This window comes from Streptomyces sp. NPDC004539 (genome assembly GCF_040610055.1).
Classification (GTDB): Bacteria; Actinomycetota; Actinomycetes; order Streptomycetales; family Streptomycetaceae; genus Streptomyces.
This window is the reverse complement of record NZ_JBEXLS010000001.1, coordinates 734,625-753,212: the sequence shown is the minus strand read 5'-3', so window position 1 is coordinate 753,212 and position 18,588 is coordinate 734,625. Positions and strand designations below refer to the sequence as shown.

Below are 18,588 nucleotides of genomic sequence, written 5' to 3'. Positions count from 1 at the left end.
CCCACTACTTTAGGTGATGTTCCAACGGGGTGTCAGATATGGGGAGTTGCTCCCGAAGCAGAGGGGAGATCAATGTTCGACGGCGCGGCCACCGACTGCTCCCGCCACTCCACCGGCCGCCCCACCCACCCCGACACCAGCACGAGCCCCGTCTCCCGGTGCACCGCGAGGAACCCGAAGGGCCGGTCGAAGCGCGCCTCGACGACCTTGGTGGTCCAGCGGTACTCGGGCAACCCCCCTGCGGCAGCCGCGACCAGCGTCACCACCTCCGCCTCGAACCCCCGCGCATGGAACCGGGCCACGACCGACTGCTCGGCCGAACTCACCGCCAGGGGACTGTCGCTGACCCCCGGAAAATGCCCGTACGACGTGTCCCGAGCCGCCCCCAGCCCGAACAACTCGGCCTGCTTCAGCAGATCATGGCGAGCCGTCAGCTCGAACGCCGCTGTCGCCAACGAGAGTTCGGGCGCCGACGGCCGTGTGCAAGGCACCTCGACCACCCGCACCCCGGGCCCCGCCTCCCCGAGTGGCAACCGGGAACCGGGGACCGAGAGATGGCCTCCGGAGAGCAACTCGACCCCGGCGCGCAGGATCTGAGTCGGAGTCATCTCCGTCTCGCCCAGCAGGAGATGGACGTCGAGGCCGTCCTCCCCGAGTACCCGCACCTCGGTGACGGACCCGAACGGCGTCCGGGAGACGGAGAGTCGGTCGAGGTCCGCCGTGTCGCGGCGCAGCCCCAGATACTCGCGGTCGCCCCAGACCGCCGATTCGAGGATCGTCTCGTGGAACGGCTCCGCCCACCGCGTCCGCAGCGCGAGCGCGCTCGCGAGGACCAGCAGGGTCGACTCGTCGAGCGAGACCGGCATCTCCTCGATCCGCCCGCCGGTGTGCTCGCGGGCCCACGCGTCCAGCGCGGCCCGGTCGGCGACCGGGTCCCCGCCGAGCACGCCCCGCGTCCCCGAGGGCAGCCGGGAAGCCCACTCCTCGCGCAGCCTCAGCGTCCGCGCCGTCCACAGGCCGAGCGCGCTGTCCAGACCGGCGACGCCCGCGAGCCCGTCGGACAACTCCCGGGCCAGGCCCGCCGCTTCGCCGGCCGGTACGCCCAGCGCCGCCGCCAGCTCCGCGCGGGCCGGGCCGTCCGCGCCGTCCGCGAGGAACGCCAGCAGCGGCCACACCCCGGCCGCCGAGAAGGCCGTACCGCCCTCGGCGCCGGCCGCGCCCGCCCACCGCGAGGTGAGCCCGTTCACCGCTCGTACAGCCGTACGCATACTCGGTTCCGCCCCTGTCCGCCGCCCGAATACGATGCGCCCGCACAGGTGTGTGAAAAGCACGTGTGAAAAACGGACCATCCGAAACAGGAGCACGCTACCCGTGTCGACACCTCCGCCGCCCGAGCCCCAGGGGCCCCAGGACAACCCGTTCCGTGCCCCGGAGCCGGGACAGGTCCCGCCGCCCGTGGTGCGGGCACCTGCGCCGCAGGTCTGGGGGCAGGGGTACGGGCCGGGCCCATACCGGCCGTCCGCGCAGGTCAACGGGGTGGCGATCGCCGCGCTCGTACTCGGCGTGCTGTGCTTCCTGCCCGCCGTCGGGCTGATTCTCGGGATCATCGCGCTCGTCCAGATCAAGCGGCGCGGCGAGCGCGGCAAGGCGATGGCGATCGCCGGGACCGTCCTGTCGTCCCTCGGTCTCGCCCTCTGGCTCGTCGCCCTGACGACGAACGTGGCCTCCGACACCTGGCAGGCCATCGAGGACGCCACCGACATCACCCCCGTCTCCGCCCTCGACGCCGGCGACTGCTTCGACCTGCCGCCGGGCGACACCATCGGCAGCGACGTGTTCGACGTCGACGAGACCGACTGCGCCCGCCCGCACGACGCCGAGATCTTCGGGGTCGTCACGGCGGACGGGGACGACTTCCCGGGGCGCGCGAAGCTGCGGGACGTCGGCAACGAGAAGTGCTCGGCGATGAAGGCCGCCTACACGATGGACCCCTGGGCCGTGCCGGCCGAGGCCGACTGGTACACCCTGCTGCCCCAGCGCGACACCTGGGAGACCGGCGACCGCACGATCGCCTGCGTCTTCGCCCACCGCGACCTCGGCCACACCCTCGTCGGCTCGCTGCGCCGCGACGAGACCAACCTCGACGCCGCCCAACTCGCCTTCCTCCAGGCCATGTCCGCCGTCGACGACGTGCTCTACGCCGAGCCCGAGGACTACCCGGAGGAGGATCTGCCCGCCAACAAGGCGTGGGCCGGCGAGGTCCGGGACGTCCTCGGACAGCAGGTGAAGGCCCTGGAGACGTACGACTGGCCGGCCGCCGCGCAGTCCCCGGTGGACCTTCTGGTCAAGGACATGCGCGAGGCGCGCGAGTCCTGGCGCAAAGCCGCCGTCGCCGACGACACCGACGCGTACTACGAGTCCTACGACGCCGGGTACGAGTTCGTCGACGGCGACTCGACGATCGCCGTCCGGAGCGCGCTCGGCCTCGCGGTGACGCCCCCGGCGTACACGGAGGAGGGCGGTGGTGACAGCGAGTTGGACGTCTGAGGTGTGAACTCGGCTATACCGGGGAGAAAGTGCCTGCGTAAAGGGCCACCCCCGGTTTTGTCATCACATCGAGTGATTCCCTGGCCTTTGCTTGCACGGAGGAACCCACGGTTGCCAGGCTGTAGCTGTCTGTAAAACCTGATGGGAGCGGCCAGTGACTTTCGGTGAGCAGCCGGCGTATCTGAGGGTCGCGGGTGATCTGCGCAAGAAGATCGCCGACGGTTCGCTCCCGCCGCACACACGCCTTCCGTCCCAGGCGCGCATCCGCGAGGAGTACGGCGTCTCGGACACGGTCGCGCTGGAGGCGCGCAAGGTCCTGATGGCCGAGGGCCTGGTCGAGGGCCGCTCCGGTTCGGGGACGTACGTCCGGGAGCGGCCCGTCCCGCGCCGGATCGCCCGCTCCGGCTTCCGCCCCGTCGGCGGGGCGACGCCCTTCCGGCAGGAGCAGGCCGAGGGGGACGTCCGGGGGACCTGGGAGTCCAGCAGCGAGCAGTCCGAGGCGGACGCCGCGGTCGCCGGGCGCCTCGGCATCCAGGCGGGCGAGCGTGTGATGCGCACGAGATACGTCTTCCGCGAGTCGGGGCGGACGATGATGCTGTCCACGTCCTGGGAGCCCCTGGCGCTCACGGGGCGCACGCCCGTGATGCTCCCCGAGGAGGGCCCCCTCGGCGGGATGGGCGTCGTCGAGCGGATGCGCGCGATCGACGTCATCGTCGACAACGTCGCGGAGGAGGTCGGCGCCCGCCCCGGTCTCGCCGACGAACTGCTGACGCTCGGCGGGGTGCCGGGCCATGTGGTGATCGTCGTGCAGCGGACGTACTACGCGTCGGGGCGCGCGGTGGAGACGGCGGACGTGGTGATTCCGGCCGACCGCTACCGCGTGGCGTACCACCTCCCGGTGAGGTGAGCCCCGGAAAGCCTGGAGCGCCCGGCTGATCCGGGCGATCGTTTCCCTCTATTTCCGGTCGATGCCGGCCTGTTGCGCGCCTGTTCGTGAAAAGCCGTGTTCGGTGCGTGAAGGTTGGGCGTAGGCTCGGGCATATGCGTATTGCGGTTTCCTCAGCGGGTGGGGCGTGCGCGAGAGGCGGAGGGGCGCGATGACCGACGGCAGCATCATGTCCCTGCCCTGGCTCGTCATACGTCAGGACGACAACGGCAACCGCTACCGCGTGGGCCGCTACGCGACCCGCGCCGAGGCCCAGGAGATCATCGACAGCCTCGACGACACCGGCCACCGGCAGCTGTACTGGGTGGAGCGGGCGGGCCAGCACGGAGACCCGACCCGCAACTGACGGCCCCCCGCTCCCGTAGGCTCCCGCGCATGACGGAGCGGATCGTGGTGGTCGGGGCGGCCCTGCTGGACGGCGGGCGGCTGCTCGCCGCACGCCGGAGCGCGCCCCCCGAGCTGGCCGGGCGGTGGGAGCTGCCCGGGGGCAAGGTGGAGCCGGGGGAGAAGCCCGAGGACGCGCTCGTGCGGGAGCTGCGCGAGGAGCTGGGGGTCGAGGCGGAGGCGGGCGAGCGGGTGCCAGGGGAGTGGGCGCTGAGGGCGCCGTACACCCTGCGCGTCCACCTCGCGCGGCTGCGGCCCGGCTCGGCGCGGCCCGCCCCGCTGGAGGACCACGACGAGCTGCGCTGGCTGACGCCGGGCGAGGTGTGGGACGTGGAGTGGCTGGAACAGGACGTGCCGGCGGTGCGGGAAGTGGTGGAGCGGATGGCCGCGGGGGTGGAGTGACGGGGGCTCGTGCGGCGGTGCGTGCCGGAGTGCGAGGGGGCGATGTGCGCCGTTTGTGCCACTGTGCGCCAGGTGGGGCGGTATTGGGAGTGTGATATCGGGTATGTGGCTACCAAACCCATGAAATCGGACATGGTGCACCTCGCTGGGCTGGGAAGTGATCGGCGTGATCGACACCGAAGGCGACTGTGCCGAGTGGACGTTCCCCGCGGACCCGGGGGCGGTGCGCGCGGCGCGTGCGGTCGTCCGGGGGCAGTTGCGGGGCTGGCGGCTGGAGAGCCTGAGCGACGTCGCGGTGCTGCTCGTCAGTGAGTTGGTGACCAATTCCCTGCGGCATGCCACGGGCCCCATCGGCCTGAGGCTCGTCCGCCCCGCCGGACTCGGCGACGTCCTGGTCGTCGAGGTCTCGGACCCGCTCCCCGACCCGCCCCGCGAACGCGCGGCCCGCCCGGAGGACGAGAGCGGCCGGGGCCTCCAGCTCCTCGCGTCCGCGTCGAGCCGCTGGGGCACACGTCCGGGCGCCGCCGGGAAAACCGTCTGGTTCGAACTGGCGGTACCCGAATGACCTGCGGAAACGCCGCCGTGACGACCCCGGCGGCGCCCGGTGTCGATTTTCGGCCACCGACTCGTGCCGCTCCGGGTGGTTCGAGGGTGTGTTCGCTGGTTAGAAGAGTGGAAGTGTCGGAACGGAACGGTCCAAAAAACGCCTGGACCGTGCTGTGATCGTGAACACCGTGCCGTGCGGCCCCGTAGTGCTGGATACTGCGGGCAGCCGCCCCTGGTGACCCGTACCGGGCGCGGTGAGCTGGAGGGGACGGTTCGCGTGAGCGAGATACCAGCGAAGGCCACGGAGTCGCATGACCCGTCGGACGCCGCGAGGACGGACGCCGCAGGCGGCTTCGGCGCTGCCACCGGCGCCGGTCGTCCGGGTGCCGACGGGCTCCGGCCTGGCGTTTCCCGTGCCGCCGGCGGCGCCGCGGACCGGAAACCCGACGCCCCCGCCCTCGGCGACGAGACCCCCCGCACCCCCGACGCCGCCCCCCGCACCCCCGGCCTCGTCACCCCCTCCGCCCTCTCCGACATCCCGTCCGTCGACGCCGTCTGGCAGAGCAGCCCGCCCGGCTCCATCTACGACTACATCCGCGTCGCCTCCTTCTCCATCGGCCCCGACGGACTGGTCGACCAGTGGAGCCTGCGCGCCGAGCAGATCTTCGGCATCACCGCGCAGCGCGCCGTAGGACTCGACCCCATCCAGGCGTTCATAGACCCTGACCTGCGCGAACGCGGGCAGCGCAAGATGGCGGAGATCCTCGACGGCCGGGAGTGGACCGGCGTCGTCCCGTTCAAGTCGCCCGAGGGCGAGCGGGGCCTTGCCGAGGTGTACGTCATGCCGACGACCACACCGGACGGCGACCGGGCCGCCGTCTGCATCGTCGTGGACGTCCGCACCCTGCGCAGCATCGAGACCGACCTCGCCGCGTCGCAGTCGATTTTCGGCCAAACCCCGTTCGGGTTCCTGCTGATCGACCCGGAGCTGAGAGTGCGGCGGGCCAACGCGCGGTTCGCGTCGCTGTTCGGGGGAGTCCCGGACGACCACCGCGGCAAGAGCGTCGCCGACTACCTCCAGCGCTCCGAGGCCGAGCGGGTCACCGCCATACTCAAGCGGGTCCTCCAGACCGGCGACGCGATCACCGACATGCACGTCACCGGATTCGTCCCGGGCTCCGAGGAGCGCCGGCACTGGTCCATCAACCTGTACCGCGTCCACAGCGGCAGCGGACGCCCGATCGGCATCGCCTGGCTCGGCACCGACATCACCGCCCGCCGGGCCGCGGCCCGCGAGGCGGCGGCGGCCCGCCGCAACCTCGCCCTGCTGAACGAGGCCGGCGCCCGCATCGGCAACTCCCTCGACCTGGAGACGACGGCCCGCGAACTCCTCGACGTCGTCGTCCCCGGCTTCTGCGACCTCGCGACCGTCGACCTCTACCAGGGCCTCCTCGCCGGCGACGAGACCCCGCCCGGCCTCGCCGACGGCAGCGCCGAACTCCGCCGCGTCGCCTTCGCGTCGGCCGTCTCCGACGTCCCGGTCTCCGCGACCGGCGGGACACCCGTCCCGGTCGGCGCCGTCCACCACTTCCCGTTCACCTCCTCCCGCGCCGACGCCCTGCGCACCGCCCGCCCGCAGAACCTCCCCGGCCCCGAGGGCGGGCTCGTGCAGTCCACGCTGGCCGTGCCGATGGTCGCGCACGACACCGTCGTCGGGCTCGCGCAGTTCTCCCGGACGAAGGGGAGCGAGCCGTTCGGGGACCGGGACCGGGATCTCGCGGTCGAACTGGCCGCGCGGGCCGCCGTCTCCATCGACAACGCGCGGCTGTACCGGCGCGAGCGGGAACGGGCGCTGATACTGCAACGGTCCCTGCTGCCGCCCGGCGACCCGGTCGCCTCCGGACTCGACATCGCCTGCCGCTACCTGCCGGGCAACGCGGCCACCGGGCGGCCGAGCGAGGTCGGCGGCGACTGGTTCGACGTCATCGAACTCCCCGGGCACCGGACGGCGTTGGTCGTCGGGGACGTCATGGGGCGCGGACTGCGGGCCGCCGTCGCGATGGGCGAACTCCGCACCGCCGTACGGACCCTGGCGCTCCTCGACCTCGAACCGGCGGAAGTCCTCTCCGCGTTGGACGAGATCGCCCGCGGCCTCGGCACGCCGGGCGGGGTCCAGCAGGCGACCCGCGCGGCCCGCCGCCCCCGGGAGGCGGACCTCTCCGAGGTGTACCTCGCGACATGCGTGTACGCCGTGTACGACTCCGTCACGCGCCGCTGCACGTTCGCCAACGCCGGCCACCTGCCCCCGGTGCTGGTCGAACCCGGCGAGCCCGCGCTCATGCTGGACGTGCCGCCCGGGATGCCTCTCGGGGTCGGCGGGGAGCCGTTCGAGGAGGTCGAGGTCGAACTGCCCGAGGGGGCGCTGCTCGCGCTCTACACGGACGGCCTCGTCGAGTCCCGGGACCATCCGCTGGACGAGGGGCTCCAGGCGTTCGTCGGGACGCTGACCGATCCCTCGCAGCCCCTGGAGGACGTCTGCGACCACGTCCTCAACACCCTCGACTCCCACCACGGCGAGGACGACATCGCGCTGCTGATGGCACGTGTCCAGGGGCTGCCCGCCGAGTCCGTCGGGGACTGGGCGCTGCCCCGCGAGCCCCGGAGCGTCGGGCGGGCCCGGGAGTACGCCCGCGCCCAGCTCGTGAACTGGGACCTCGAACCCCTCGTCGACACCACCGAGTTGCTGGTCAGCGAGCTGGTCACCAACGCGCTGCGCTACGGCGAGGGGGAGATCCGGCTCCGGCTCCTCCTCGACCGGACGCTCGTCTGCGAGGTGTGGGACTCCGGGCTGGTCCAGCCCCGGCGGCGGCGGGCCCGCGACACCGACGAGGGCGGGCGGGGGCTCCAGCTCGTCGGGCTGCTCTCGGCGGCCTGGGGGTCCCGGCGGACGCCCCGGGGGAAGACGGTCTGGTTCGAACTGCCGCTGCCGGACGGGGACTCCACCCCCGTCGACCCGGCGGAGGCGCTGCTGAGCCTGTTCTAGGCCGCTCCTGTTTCGAGCCGCGCCCGTTTCAAGAAATGGTTTGGGACCGTCGGGGCTTCTCCGGAAGACTCCGGCGGTGAACTCTCCCCGCCACCACCTCGGCACCTCCGACCTCGCCCCCCTCGCCCGTGAAGCCTTCGGCGCGCACCGCCGCCTCGTCGGCTCCGAACGCGTGCGCGGCGGCAGCAAGAAGGGCGTCTACCGGCTGCACCTGGACGACGACTCCACCGCCGTCGCCTACGTCTGGTCCCCCGACGAGAACTACTGGGACCAGACCCGGCCCCCGGACCACCGCCACCCGTTCTCCCCCGCCACCGGACTCGACCTCCTCGTCGCCGCCCACGACCGGCTCGCCGCCGCCGGGGTGCGCAGCCCGCGCCTGCTGTACGTCGGGACGGACGCGGTCGTCGCCGAGGACGTCACCGGAGGCACCCTGGAGGACGCGCTGCGCGCCGACCCGGCCCATCCGGCACTCGACCGGCTCTCGGAGGCGCTGCGGGCCATGCACGGCCACGAGGGGCCCCGCTACGGGAAGGCCGCGCTCGTCGACGCGGGCGGCACCTCGACCGGCACCTCCTGCGAACAGGTCGTCAGGGACGGGGCGTTGCGGGAGCTGGCCAAGGGGGCGGCGCTCGAACCGAGGCTGGCCGCCGTCCGCGAACCGCTGGCCGAGCGGATCGAGGAACTGTACGCGGCGGTCGGACCCCGGCGCCGGTACGCGCTCGTCCACGGCGAACTCGGCGCGGACCACGTGCTGTTGACGCCGGACGGGGAGCCGGTGCTGATCGACATCGAGGGGGTGATGTACTTCGACGTGGAACACGAACACGTCTTCCTGCGGCTGCGGTTCGGCCAGTGGTACGACCGGCTGTGGCGGCCCGAGATGGACCGCGACCGGCTCCGATTCTACCGGCTGTGCATGCATCTCTCGCTCGTGAGCGGCCCGTTGACCCTGATCCAGGGCGATTTCCCGGACCGCCGCTTCATGCGGGAGATCGCCGAGCACAACCTGGGAGAGGTGCTCCGTCTCCTGAACGGCGCCCCCTGAAACCGCCGGCCGCATCCTTCACCGGAATTTCATGTCGCCTTCACCGCTCGGGATTCGCCCGTTTGTTGTGCGGCTCCTGTACGCGCCCTAGCGTCCACATCTCCTAACTCTGTGAGGATGCTCCCCTGATGCGATCGCTACTCACCAGCAAGGCCGTCCGCCGCGCGCTGCGCCCGGCGGCGGAACTCATCGACCAGCGCATCGAGCGTCAGGTCCGCAAGGCAGTGAAGAGCGCCGGCCCGGCCCCCGCGGCGGCCGACATCCAGCGGGAGCTGAAGCAGCTGCGCGATCGCCAGCGGCCCATGGAGCTGTTCTTCGACGGCACCGGGCGCGGCGTCTCCCGGATGCCCGGCGCGGAGCACCTCGACAAGGCGATCGACCAGCTGACCGTCGTCACCGGCGACCGCGAGGGCTCCGAGCGCGCCCTCGCCCAGGCGTTCCGCCTGCTGATCGCCGTGGAGGCGCTCGGCGTCGGCCGGATCGCCGGCGGCACCATGAACATCGTCGGCAAGCTCTCCGCCGTCCCCCTCCTCGACCCGCCGAACGACGAGGTCCTGGAGATCGGCACGCTCTACGGCATGTTCAGCGCCGCCCTCATCCGCATGCTGGAGCGCGCGGGCCGCGACCCGAAGCTCACGATCGTCGACCCGCTGGCCGGCACGCAGCTCCAGCCGGGCACCACGATGGGCGACGACGCGACGGGCACCCCGGTGCGCGGCGCGGCCGTCCGCACCAACCTCGCGCTCGCCGGCGAGGCGGGCGTCGCCGCCCGGGTCCAGCAGGGCTTCTCCGAGGACCCCGAGGTCCGCGCGCTCGTCTCCGACCGCAAGTACGGCGTGATCATCGTCGACGGTGACCACTCCGCGAACGGGGTCGCGCAGGACCTGGAGTGGGCCGAGGAGATCATCGCGCCCGGCGGGATCGTCGTCCTCGACGACTTCGGGCACCCCAAGTGGCCCGGCATCAAAGAGGCGTTCGACAAGCACATGGCCGGGGAGACCAGGTTCGAGTTCCTCGGTGCCGTGGCGCACTCGGGGTACCTGCGGGCGAAGAAGGACTAAGGGGTACGCCGCCGGATCTTGTTCCCGAGCCACACCAGCGGGTCGTACTTGCGGTCCACGGCGCGCTCCTTCAGCGGGATCAGCGCGTTGTCGGTGATGTGGATGCCCTCGGGGCAGACCTCCGTGCAGCACTTGGTGATGTTGCAGTAGCCGAGGCCGTGTTCGTCCTGGGCCGTGCGCTTGCGGTCCAGGCCGGTCTCCTCCGCCGCGTCCAGCGGGTGCATGTCCAGCTCCGCGACCCGCATCAGGAAACGGGGGCCCGCGAACGCCGGCTTGTTCTCCTCGTGGTCCCGGACGACATGGCAGGTGTCCTGGCACAGGAAGCACTCGATGCACTTGCGGAACTCCTGCGGACGGTCCACGTCCTCCTGCATCATCCGGTACTCGCCGGGCCCCAGCTTCGGCGGCGGCACGAACGCCGGAACCTCCCTGGCCTTCTGGTAGTTGAAGCCGACGTCCGTCACCAGATCGCGGACCACGGGGAAGGCGCGCAGCGGGGTGACCGTGATGGTCTCGGTCCGCTCGAACACCGACATCCGGGTCATGCACATCAGGCGGGGGCGGCCGTTGATCTCCGCCGAGCACGAACCGCACTTGCCCGCCTTGCAGTTCCAGCGCACGGCCAGATCGGGGGCCTGGGTCGCCTGGAGGCGGTGGATGATGTCGAGGACGACCTCGCCCTCGTTCACCTCGACGGTGAAGTCCTCCAGACCGCCGCCTCCGACATCCCCGCGCCACACCTTGAAGCGGGCGTCATATCCACTCACTCGTACAGCTCCTCTTCGGCGAGGTACTTGACCAGCTCCTCCTTGTCGAAGAGGGCGAGCAGGTCCGGGCGGATCGGTGGGGTCGTCTCACGGGTCAGGGAGATCTGGTCGCGCTCGGTCAACTCGCCGCCGGGGTCGGTGAGTTCGCAGAGAAGGTTGACGTTGCGCCAGGGGCGCTCCATCGTCGGGTGGTCCTCGCGGGTGTGGCCGCCCCGCGACTCCGTCCGCTCCAGCGCCGCCCGCGCCACGCACTCGCTGACCAGGAGCATGTTCCGCAGGTCCAGGGCGAGGTGCCAGCCGGGGTTGAACTGCCGGTGCCCCTCGACGCCGGCCCGGCGGGCGCGGACCCTCAACTCGGCCAGTTTCTCCAGGGCCTGGGCCATCTCGCCCTCGCGGCGGATGATGCCGACGAGGTCGTTCATGGTCTGCTGGAGCTCCTGGTGGAGGGTGTAGGGGTTCTCGGGGGCGGACCGTGAGGCTTCCGGCGTCTGCGTCACCTCCTCCGCCGAGAACGGCCTGAGCGCCTCCGCCGCCGCCCCGTCGATCGCCGCCTGCCCGGTCACCGGCCGTTCGGACAGGTCGTCCACGTAGTTCGCCGCGTGCCACCCCGCCCGGCGGCCGAACACCAGGAGGTCCGAGAGGGAGTTGCCGCCGAGCCGGTTGGAGCCGTGCATGCCGCCCGCGACCTCCCCGGCCGCGAACAGCCCCGGCACCCCGCGCGCGGCGGCCGTGTCGGAGTCGACCGCGATACCGCCCATGACGTAGTGGCAGGTCGGCCCGACCTCCATCGCCTCGGCGGTGATGTCGACGTCCGCCAGCTCCTTGAACTGGTGGTACATGGACGGCAGCCGGCGCCGGATCACCTCGGCGGGCATCCGCGTCGACACGTCCAGGAAGACCCCGCCATGGGGGGAGCCCCGGCCCGCCTTGACCTCGGAGTTGATCGCGCGGGCCACCTCGTCGCGGGGCAACAGCTCAGGCGGGCGGCGGTTGTTGTCGGGGTCCTCGTACCAACGGTCGCCCTCCGCCTCGGACTCGGCGTACTTCTCCTTGAAGACGTCCGGGATGTAGTCGAACATGAACCGCTTGCCCTCGGAGTTGCGCAGCACCCCGCCGTCCCCGCGCACCGACTCGGTGACGAGGATGCCCTTCACGGACGGCGGCCAGACCATGCCGGTCGGATGGAACTGCACGAACTCCATGTTCAGCAGCGGCGCCCCGGCGAGCAGCGCGAGGGCGTGCCCGTCGCCGGTGTACTCCCACGAGTTGGACGTCACCTTGAACGACTTGCCGATGCCCCCGGTCGCGATCACGACGGCGGGCGCCTCCAGGACGAGGAACCGGCCCGACTCACGGTCGTACGCGAAGACGCCCGAGATCCTGCCGTCCGGAGCCTTCAACAGCCGTGTGACCGTGTGTTCCTGAAAGACCTTCAGGCCCGACTCGTAGTCGCCGGACTCCTTGTGGTCCTGCTGCTGGAGGCCGACGACCCGCTGTTGCAGGGTGCGGATCAGCTCCAGGCCGGTGCGGTCGCCGACGTGGGCGAGGCGCGGGTACTCGTGGCCGCCGAAGTTGCGCTGCGAGATCCGGCCGTCCTTCGTCCGGTCGAAGAGGGCGCCCCAGGTCTCCAACTCCCAGACCCGGTCCGGGGCTTCGCGCGCGTGCAGCTCCGCCATCCGCCACTGGTTGAGGAACTTGCCGCCGCGCATCGTGTCCCGGAAGTGGACCTGCCAGTCGTCCCCCGAGTTGACGTTCCCCATCGCCGCCGCGATACCGCCCTCGGCCATCACCGTGTGCGCCTTGCCGAACAGCGACTTGCAGATCACGGCCGTACGGGCGCCCCGCTCGCGCGCCTCGATCGCGGCCCGCAGCCCGGCACCGCCGGCCCCGATCACGACGACGTCCCACTCCTGGCGGTCGACCACGGACATCAGAAGGCCCCACTCATCAGAAAAACCTCGGATCGTCGAAAGCGCCGGAAGAGACGAGGTACACGTAGAAGTCGGCGACACCGACGCTCACCAACGACGCCCACGCCAGCAGCATGTGACGGTCGTTCAGCTTGCCCACGAACTGCCACGCCTTGTACCGCACGGGGTGTCTGGAGAAGTGCTTGAGCTTGCCGCCGACGATGTGCCGGCAGGAGTGGCAGGAGAGCGTGTAGGCCCAGATGAGGCCGATGTTGACGAGGAACACCAGCGAACCCAGGCCCATGTGGCCCCAGTTGTAGTGCTCGTCGCGGAACGACAGGACCGTGTCGTAGGTGAGGATGCCCGCGACCACCAGCGCCGCGTAGAAGAAGTACCGGTGCAGGTTCTGGAGGATGAGGGGGAACCGCGTCTCGCCCGAGTACTTCGCGTGCGGTTCGGCGACCGCGCAGGCGGGCGGCGAGGCCCAGAAGCCCCGGTAGTACGCCTTGCGGTAGTAGTAGCAGGTCAGCCGGAAGCCCAGCGGGAAGACCAGGATCAGGATCGCCGGGGACAGGCCCCACCAGCCCCCGAACAGCTCGGCGTTGGGGCCCGAGCGCATCGGGTGGCAGTTCTCCGCGAGGCACGGCGAGTAGAACGGCGAGACGTACGGCGCCGCGTAGTAGTCGGCGTTCGCGAACGCCCGCCACGTCGAGTACACGACGAACGCGAGGAGTCCGGCGGCCGTGGCGGCGGGCGCCAGCCACCAGCGGTCCGTGCGCAGATGCGCTGCCGGGATCGCCGCGCGGGTCGGGGCGCGGACGCCGCCCCGGCGGGCACCGGGGGCCGAATCGGGTTCCGTACCGGGTTCCGTGTCGGTTGCCAAGGATGACTCCCGTCGGTGTTCAGGGTCGGTGGCGGTTGCCCACTCCCTCGTCGTCCGAGTCCGTCCACAGCGAGCTGTCGTACGGGGTGTCGGGGATGGCGACCAGGTCGGGGCGGCGGGCCTGCGGATCAGGTGTCGTCTCGCGCAGGAGCGCCAGGCTCTCGCGCAGGTGGTTCGCGTCGGAGCGGACCCGGCGCAGCTCCAGCGAGCCGGGGTCGGTCTGCTTCTCCAGCCGGCCGACGGCGCGCAGCAGATCGTCGAGGCAGCGCTGGACCGACGTCAGTTCGTCGTGCACGGACATGACGCGACCTCACTTCCGTGGGCGGACATGACGTTCATGCGCCTGCGAGTGTTGCGCGTCACACCCGCCGGTGTGAAGCGGTCTGCACGGATTGGGTGACCGATGGGGCGCACGGGGTCGGATTTGCGCCGGGGCGCACAGAGCGCATTGCGCCGTGCGGGTGGCCTTGGCACCGGCCCCCGTCGTGTCGGGAGCCTTCCCGGGACCCGTTCCTCTTCAGTGGCGGCGTACGTCCGCCAGTACATCCGATCAGGAGTTGATCGGACTTTATGTCGATCCGCGTGAGCGGTCCCGCGGAGCCGGAGGTAACAGCGATGTCCCACGACGGCGTCAGCACCCGCGCGGTCACGCGCTCGGTCGCCTTCCTCACCGCGGGCGTGCTCGCGGTCCCCCTGCTCACCGGCTGCGGCGGTGCGGACGAGGCCGGAAAGCCCCTCGCCGGACAGCAGATCGCGGCGGCCGGCCGGGCCCTCGTCGCCGACGGCGGCACCCTGCGCTGGGCCGTCGACGAGGTCCCCGACACCTTCAACGCCTTCCAGTCCGACGCGACCGCCACCACCACCCGCGTCGCCCAGGCCGTCCTGCCCGCCATGTACCGCCTCGACGCCGAGGGCCGCCCGCAGCGCGACGCGGACTACCTGGAGTCCGCGAAGGTCGTCGAGACCGAGCCCAAGCAGGTCGTCCTGTACCGGCTGAACCAGCAGGCCGTCTGGAGCGACGGCCGCGAGATCGGCGCCGCCGACTTCGCCGCCCAGTGGCGGGCCCTGTCCGGCAAGGACAGCGCCTACTGGACCGCCCGCAACGCCGGGTACGACCGCATCGAGAAGGTCGAGCGCGGCGCCAACGACCTTGAGGTCCGGGTCACCTTCAGCCGCCCCTACGCCGACTGGCGGTCCCTGTTCTCGCCGCTGTACCCGAAGGACGTCATGGGCACCCCGGACGCCTTCAACGACGGGGCGCGCCGCAAGCTCAAGACCACGGCGGGGGTGTTCGCGCTCACCGAGGTCGACCGCAAGAAGCACGTGATCCGCCTCACCCGCAACGCCCGCTGGTGGGGGCGGCCCGCGAAGTTGTCCGAGATCGACCTCACCGCCGTACCCCGCGCGAAGCGCGCCGCCGCCCTCGCCGCGGGCTCCGTCGACCTCGCCGACATCGACCCCGCCGACGCCGGCCGTATCGCCGAGGCCGCCAAGGGCACCGGCGGCCCCCTCTCCGGCACCGGCAGCGGCCGTACCGCCCCGAAGGCCCTCAGGACCGCGATGGCCGAGGCGTCCGCCGCCGCGAAGGCCGAGAGCGACGAGTACGAGGAAGAGGGCGCCGAACGCAAGGCGCGGGCCGGCAAGAAGCTCCGCAAGGCCATCGCCGCCTGGGAGAAGCAGCAGACGACCCTCCAGGGCTTCGAGGTCCGCAAGTCCCTGGAGCCCGCCTACACGCAGCTCGCGATGAACGGCGAGAACGGCCCCCTCGCCGACGAACGCGTCCGGCGCGCGGTCGCCCGCGCCCTCGACCGCGTCGAGCTCGCCGACGCCGTACTCAAGCCGCTCGGTCTGCCCGCCGCCCCCGTCGGCTCCCACCTCGCGCTCTCCGGGCAGGACGCCTACGCCGACGGCAGCGGCGCGCTCGGCGACCAGGACACCGCCGAGGCACAGGCCCTCCTCACGGACGCGGGCTGGGTGGCCGGGGGGCCGGTCGCCGAGAAGAAGCCCGGTGAGAAGGGGGCGGGACCGCAGCGGGAGTCCGAGTCGGAGGGCGGCGACGACGGCACGTACATCGTGGGCGACGACAAGGCCCCCTCCCATGGCAAGGCGCCCTCCTCGGACGCGTCGGCCCGCGCGCAGGACGGCAAGCAGTACGCCAAGCAGGGCGGTGCGCCCGGCGCGTACGCCCCGAAGGGCACCCCCGCCCCCGGCGGCGCGGCGGGTCCGCTCGCCAAGGACGGCAAGGCGCTCTCCCTGCGCTTCGTCGTCCCGTCCGGCCCCGGCTCGGAGTCCCTGCGGGTCGTCGCCGACCGCATCTCGCGGATGCTCACCAAGGTCGGCGTCCGCACCGAGGTCACCAAGGTCCCCGACGAGAGCTACTTCAAGGACCACATCGCCTCGGGCCAGTACGACCTGGCGCTCTACTCGTGGCCGGCGTCCGCGTTCCCCGCGACCGACGCCCGCCCGATCTACTCCAAGCCGGTCCCCGCGGCCGACGGCTCCCTCAGCGTCGAGCAGAACTACACGCGGGTCGGCACCGACCAGGTCGACCAGCTCTTCGACCAGGCGCTCGCCACGCTCGACGCGGACGAGTCCCGCTCGCTGCTGCGCAAGGCCGACTCCCGGATCTGGGCCGCCGCCGGCTCCATCCCCCTCTACCAGCGCCCCCAACTGACGGCCGCGCGTAAGAACTTGGTGAACGCGGGCGCCTTCGGCTTCCAGACGCCGGTCTTCGAGGACATGGGCTTCCTGAAGAAGGGCGCGAAGGTCTCGCCGTCGCCGTCCGCCGAATAGGCGCCAGGACACACGAAAAGGCCGGTGCCCCCCTCGTGAAAGGGGGGCACCGGCCTTTTCGCGTACGTCAGCCGTGCTTGGCGCGGCTCGCGGCGCGGGCGCGCTCGCGGGCGTCCAGGTTCACCTTGCGGATGCGCACGGCCTCCGGGGTGACCTCCACGCACTCGTCGTCACGGCAGAACTCCAGGGACTGCTCCAGGGAGAGCTTGCGCGGCGGGACGATCGCCTCGAACGAGTCGGCCGACGAGGACCGCATGTTCGTGAGCTTCTTCTCCTTGGTGATGTTGACGTCCATGTCGTCGGAGCGGGAGTTCTCGCCGACGATCATGCCCTCGTACACCTCGGTGCCCGGGTCCGTGAACAGGACGCCGCGCTCCTGGAGGTTCGTCATCGCGAAGGCGGTGACGGCGCCGGAGCGGTCGGCGACGAGGGAGCCGTTGTTACGGGTGGTCAGCACGCCGAACCAGGGCTCGTGGCCCTCGTGGATGGAGTGGCCGATGCCCGTGCCGCGGGTCTGCGTGAGGAACTCGGTCCGGAAGCCGATCAGACCTCGCGAGGGGACCACGAACTCCATGCGGACCCAGCCGGAGCCGTGGTTCGACATGTTGTCCATGCGGCCCTTGCGGACGCCCATGAGCTGCGTGACCGCGCCCATGTGCTCCTCGGGGACGTCGATCGTCATGCGCTCGACGGGCTCGTACGTCTTGCCGTCGACCTCCTTCGTGACGACCTGGGGCTTGCCGATGGTCAGCTCGAAGCCCTCGCGGCGCATCTGCTCGACCAGGATGGCGAGCGCCAGCTCACCGCGGCCCTGGACCTCCCAGGCGTCGGGACGCTCGGTGTCGAGGACGCGCAGCGAGACGTTGCCGACGAGCTCGCGGTCGAGGCGGTCCTTGACCTGGCGGGCGGTGACCTTGCGGTCCTTGACGGCGGCCTTGTTGTCGGCGCCCTTGCCGGTGCCGCCCCGGCCGACGAGCGGCGAGGTGTTCGTGCCGATCGTCATCGAGATCGCCGGCTCGTCGACCGTGATCAGCGGGAGCGGGATCGGGTTCTCGGTGTCCGCGAGGGTCTCGCCGATCATGATGTCCGAGATACCGGCGACGGCGCAGATGTCACCGGGGCCGGCCACCTCGGCGGGCTTGCGGGTGAGCGCCTCGGTCATCAGCAGCTCGGTGATGCGGACGTTCGACATCGTGCCGTCGCGCTTGATCCAGGTGACCGTCTGGCCCTTGCGCAGCTCGCCCTGCTCGACGCGCAGCAGCGCGATACGGCCGAGGAAGTTGTCCGCGTCGAGGTTCGTGACGTGGGCCTGGAGGGGGGCCTCCGGGTCGTACTCCGGGGCCGGGACGTGCGAGAGGATCGTGGAGAAGAACGGCTCCAGGCTGTCGCTGTCGGCCGGGACGGTGCCGTCCTCCGGCTTGGTCAGCGAGGCGACGCCGTCACGCGCGCAGGCGTAGACGATCGGGAACTCGATCTGGTCCTCGTCGGCGTCGAGGTCGAGGAAGAGGTCGTAGGTCTCGTTGACGACCTCGTCGATCCGGGAGTCCGGGCGGTCCGTCTTGTTGATGCACAGGATGACGGGCAGGCGCTGCTGGAGCGCCTTGCGCAGCACGAACCGGGTCTGGGGGAGGGGGCCCTCGGAGGCGTCCACCAGCAGGACCACCGCGTCCACCATCGACAGACCGCGCTCGACCTCGCCGCCGAAGTCGGCGTGGCCCGGGGTGTCGATGATGTTGATGGTGATGACGTCGCCGCCATCCTTCGGGTGGTACTTCACGGCCGTGTTCTTGGCCAGGATCGTGATGCCCTTCTCACGCTCCAGGTCGTTCGAGTCCATCATGCGGTCGTCGAGCGACTCGGCGGCGTGCGCCGCGAAGGCACCGGCCTGCTTGAGCATGGCGTCGACCAGGGTGGTCTTGCCGTGGTCGACGTGGGCGACGATGGCGACATTGCGGATGTCGTGGCGCGTGGCCATAGTGCGGCGTACTCCTGGATGTGGTCAGGGAGGGCCCCTGCTGCGCACATCTGTGTTACGCGGGCCCGACCGGGCGGAACATGCCACGGCCTCACCCCATGGTACGGGGCTCGGGGAGGGGGTGCCTCCGGAGGGGTGGGCGGGGCCCGGGGATTCCCCTGACACGGTTTCGGAATTGCCCCTCCCCTTTCCCGCACCTCGGTTTCCGCCCCCGCCGTCACTTTCTTCTCCGGCCCGGACGCCGATGTCTTCGAGGGGTCCGGCCTTCGCGCATACAGGGTTT

15 protein-coding genes are annotated in these 18,588 nt (G+C 71.4%); 9 read left to right on the top strand and 6 right to left on the bottom strand.

Features of this window, described 5'->3' with window-relative positions:
* Positions 1–32: 32 nt before the first annotated feature.
* Positions 33–1,268, bottom strand: coding sequence for a serpin family protein (locus ABZX85_RS03305; protein ID WP_355862105.1), 1,236 nt, complete (start codon positions 1,266–1,268; stop codon positions 33–35).
* Between the two features lie 103 nt (positions 1,269–1,371).
* Here ABZX85_RS03305 and ABZX85_RS03300 point away from each other — a divergent pair, with 103 nt between their 5' ends.
* From ABZX85_RS03300 to ABZX85_RS03265, 8 genes are all read left to right on the top strand, one after another.
* Complete coding sequence (locus tag ABZX85_RS03300) at positions 1,372–2,547, top strand: DUF4190 domain-containing protein (RefSeq protein WP_355862103.1); 1,176 nt, start codon at positions 1,372–1,374, stop codon at positions 2,545–2,547.
* 154 nt (positions 2,548–2,701) lie between these two features.
* Positions 2,702–3,454 carry a GntR family transcriptional regulator gene (locus ABZX85_RS03295; RefSeq protein WP_355862101.1) on the top strand — a complete coding sequence of 251 codons (753 nt, stop codon included), beginning with the start codon at positions 2,702–2,704 and terminating at the stop codon, positions 3,452–3,454.
* Between the two features lie 190 nt (positions 3,455–3,644).
* Entirely contained in the window at positions 3,645–3,839 is a 195-nt protein-coding gene (locus ABZX85_RS03290) for an SPOR domain-containing protein (RefSeq protein WP_355862099.1), read from the top strand.
* 29 nt (positions 3,840–3,868) lie between these two features.
* Positions 3,869–4,279, top strand: a complete 411-nt coding sequence (locus ABZX85_RS03285) for a (deoxy)nucleoside triphosphate pyrophosphohydrolase (protein ID WP_355862097.1) — start codon at positions 3,869–3,871, stop codon at positions 4,277–4,279.
* Positions 4,280–4,436: 157 nt separating this feature from the next.
* Positions 4,437–4,844: an ATP-binding protein gene (locus tag ABZX85_RS03280; RefSeq protein WP_355862095.1), complete on the top strand. Its 408-nt coding sequence runs from the start codon at positions 4,437–4,439 to the stop codon at positions 4,842–4,844.
* Positions 4,845–5,102: 258 nt separating this feature from the next.
* Positions 5,103–7,868 (top strand): SpoIIE family protein phosphatase, encoded by a 2,766-nt coding sequence (locus ABZX85_RS03275; protein ID WP_355862093.1) that lies wholly within the window; start codon positions 5,103–5,105, stop codon positions 7,866–7,868.
* A 76-nt stretch (positions 7,869–7,944) separates the two neighbouring features.
* A complete protein-coding gene (locus ABZX85_RS03270; protein ID WP_355862091.1) occupies positions 7,945–8,916 on the top strand; it encodes an aminoglycoside phosphotransferase family protein in 972 nt (323 codons plus the stop codon).
* Between the two features lie 128 nt (positions 8,917–9,044).
* A complete protein-coding gene (locus tag ABZX85_RS03265; RefSeq protein ID WP_355862089.1) occupies positions 9,045–9,977 on the top strand; it encodes a class I SAM-dependent methyltransferase in 933 nt (310 codons plus the stop codon).
* Here ABZX85_RS03265 and ABZX85_RS03260 read toward each other — a convergent pair.
* The 4 genes from ABZX85_RS03260 to ABZX85_RS03245 are packed head-to-tail and all read right to left on the bottom strand — an operon-like array spanning position 9,974 to position 13,838.
* A complete protein-coding gene (locus tag ABZX85_RS03260; RefSeq protein WP_355862087.1) occupies positions 9,974–10,744 on the bottom strand; it encodes a succinate dehydrogenase/fumarate reductase iron-sulfur subunit in 771 nt (256 codons plus the stop codon). The two genes, ABZX85_RS03265 and ABZX85_RS03260, sit on opposite strands and share 4 nt — an antisense overlap.
* Complete coding sequence (locus tag ABZX85_RS03255) at positions 10,741–12,675, bottom strand: fumarate reductase/succinate dehydrogenase flavoprotein subunit (RefSeq protein ID WP_355862085.1); 1,935 nt, start codon at positions 12,673–12,675, stop codon at positions 10,741–10,743. Before ABZX85_RS03255 ends, ABZX85_RS03260 begins: the two co-directional genes overlap by 4 nt.
* A 16-nt stretch (positions 12,676–12,691) precedes the next feature.
* Entirely contained in the window at positions 12,692–13,537 is an 846-nt protein-coding gene (locus tag ABZX85_RS03250; protein ID WP_355862083.1) for a hypothetical protein, read from the bottom strand.
* 19 nt (positions 13,538–13,556) lie between these two features.
* Positions 13,557–13,838 (bottom strand): hypothetical protein, encoded by a 282-nt coding sequence (locus ABZX85_RS03245; protein WP_355862081.1) that lies wholly within the window; start codon positions 13,836–13,838, stop codon positions 13,557–13,559.
* A gap of 314 nt (positions 13,839–14,152) precedes the next feature.
* Here ABZX85_RS03245 and ABZX85_RS03240 point away from each other — a divergent pair, with 314 nt between their 5' ends.
* Positions 14,153–16,330, top strand: coding sequence for an ABC transporter family substrate-binding protein (locus ABZX85_RS03240; protein WP_355862079.1), 2,178 nt, complete (start codon positions 14,153–14,155; stop codon positions 16,328–16,330).
* 67 nt (positions 16,331–16,397) lie between these two features.
* Here ABZX85_RS03240 and typA read toward each other — a convergent pair whose 3' ends face one another.
* Positions 16,398–18,305 carry a translational GTPase TypA gene (gene typA, locus ABZX85_RS03235; RefSeq protein WP_355862077.1) on the bottom strand — a complete coding sequence of 636 codons (1,908 nt, stop codon included), beginning with the start codon at positions 18,303–18,305 and terminating at the stop codon, positions 16,398–16,400.
* Positions 18,306–18,588 lie beyond the last annotated feature (283 nt).

Coding starts and splice junctions, on each gene's coding strand:
- ABZX85_RS03305 (WP_355862105.1), bottom strand. CDS start 1,268: ATGCGTACGGCTGTACGAGCGGTGAACGGGCTCACCTCGCGGTGGGCG.
- ABZX85_RS03290 (WP_355862099.1), top strand. CDS start 3,645: ATGACCGACGGCAGCATCATGTCCCTGCCCTGGCTCGTCATACGTCAG.
- ABZX85_RS03285 (WP_355862097.1), top strand. CDS start 3,869: ATGACGGAGCGGATCGTGGTGGTCGGGGCGGCCCTGCTGGACGGCGGG.
- ABZX85_RS03265 (WP_355862089.1), top strand. CDS start 9,045: ATGCGATCGCTACTCACCAGCAAGGCCGTCCGCCGCGCGCTGCGCCCG.
- ABZX85_RS03255 (WP_355862085.1), bottom strand. CDS start 12,675: ATGTCCGTGGTCGACCGCCAGGAGTGGGACGTCGTCGTGATCGGGGCC.
- ABZX85_RS03245 (WP_355862081.1), bottom strand. CDS start 13,838: ATGTCCGTGCACGACGAACTGACGTCGGTCCAGCGCTGCCTCGACGAT.
- ABZX85_RS03240 (WP_355862079.1), top strand. CDS start 14,153: ATGTCCCACGACGGCGTCAGCACCCGCGCGGTCACGCGCTCGGTCGCC.
- typA (WP_355862077.1), bottom strand. CDS start 18,305: ATGGCCACGCGCCACGACATCCGCAATGTCGCCATCGTCGCCCACGTC.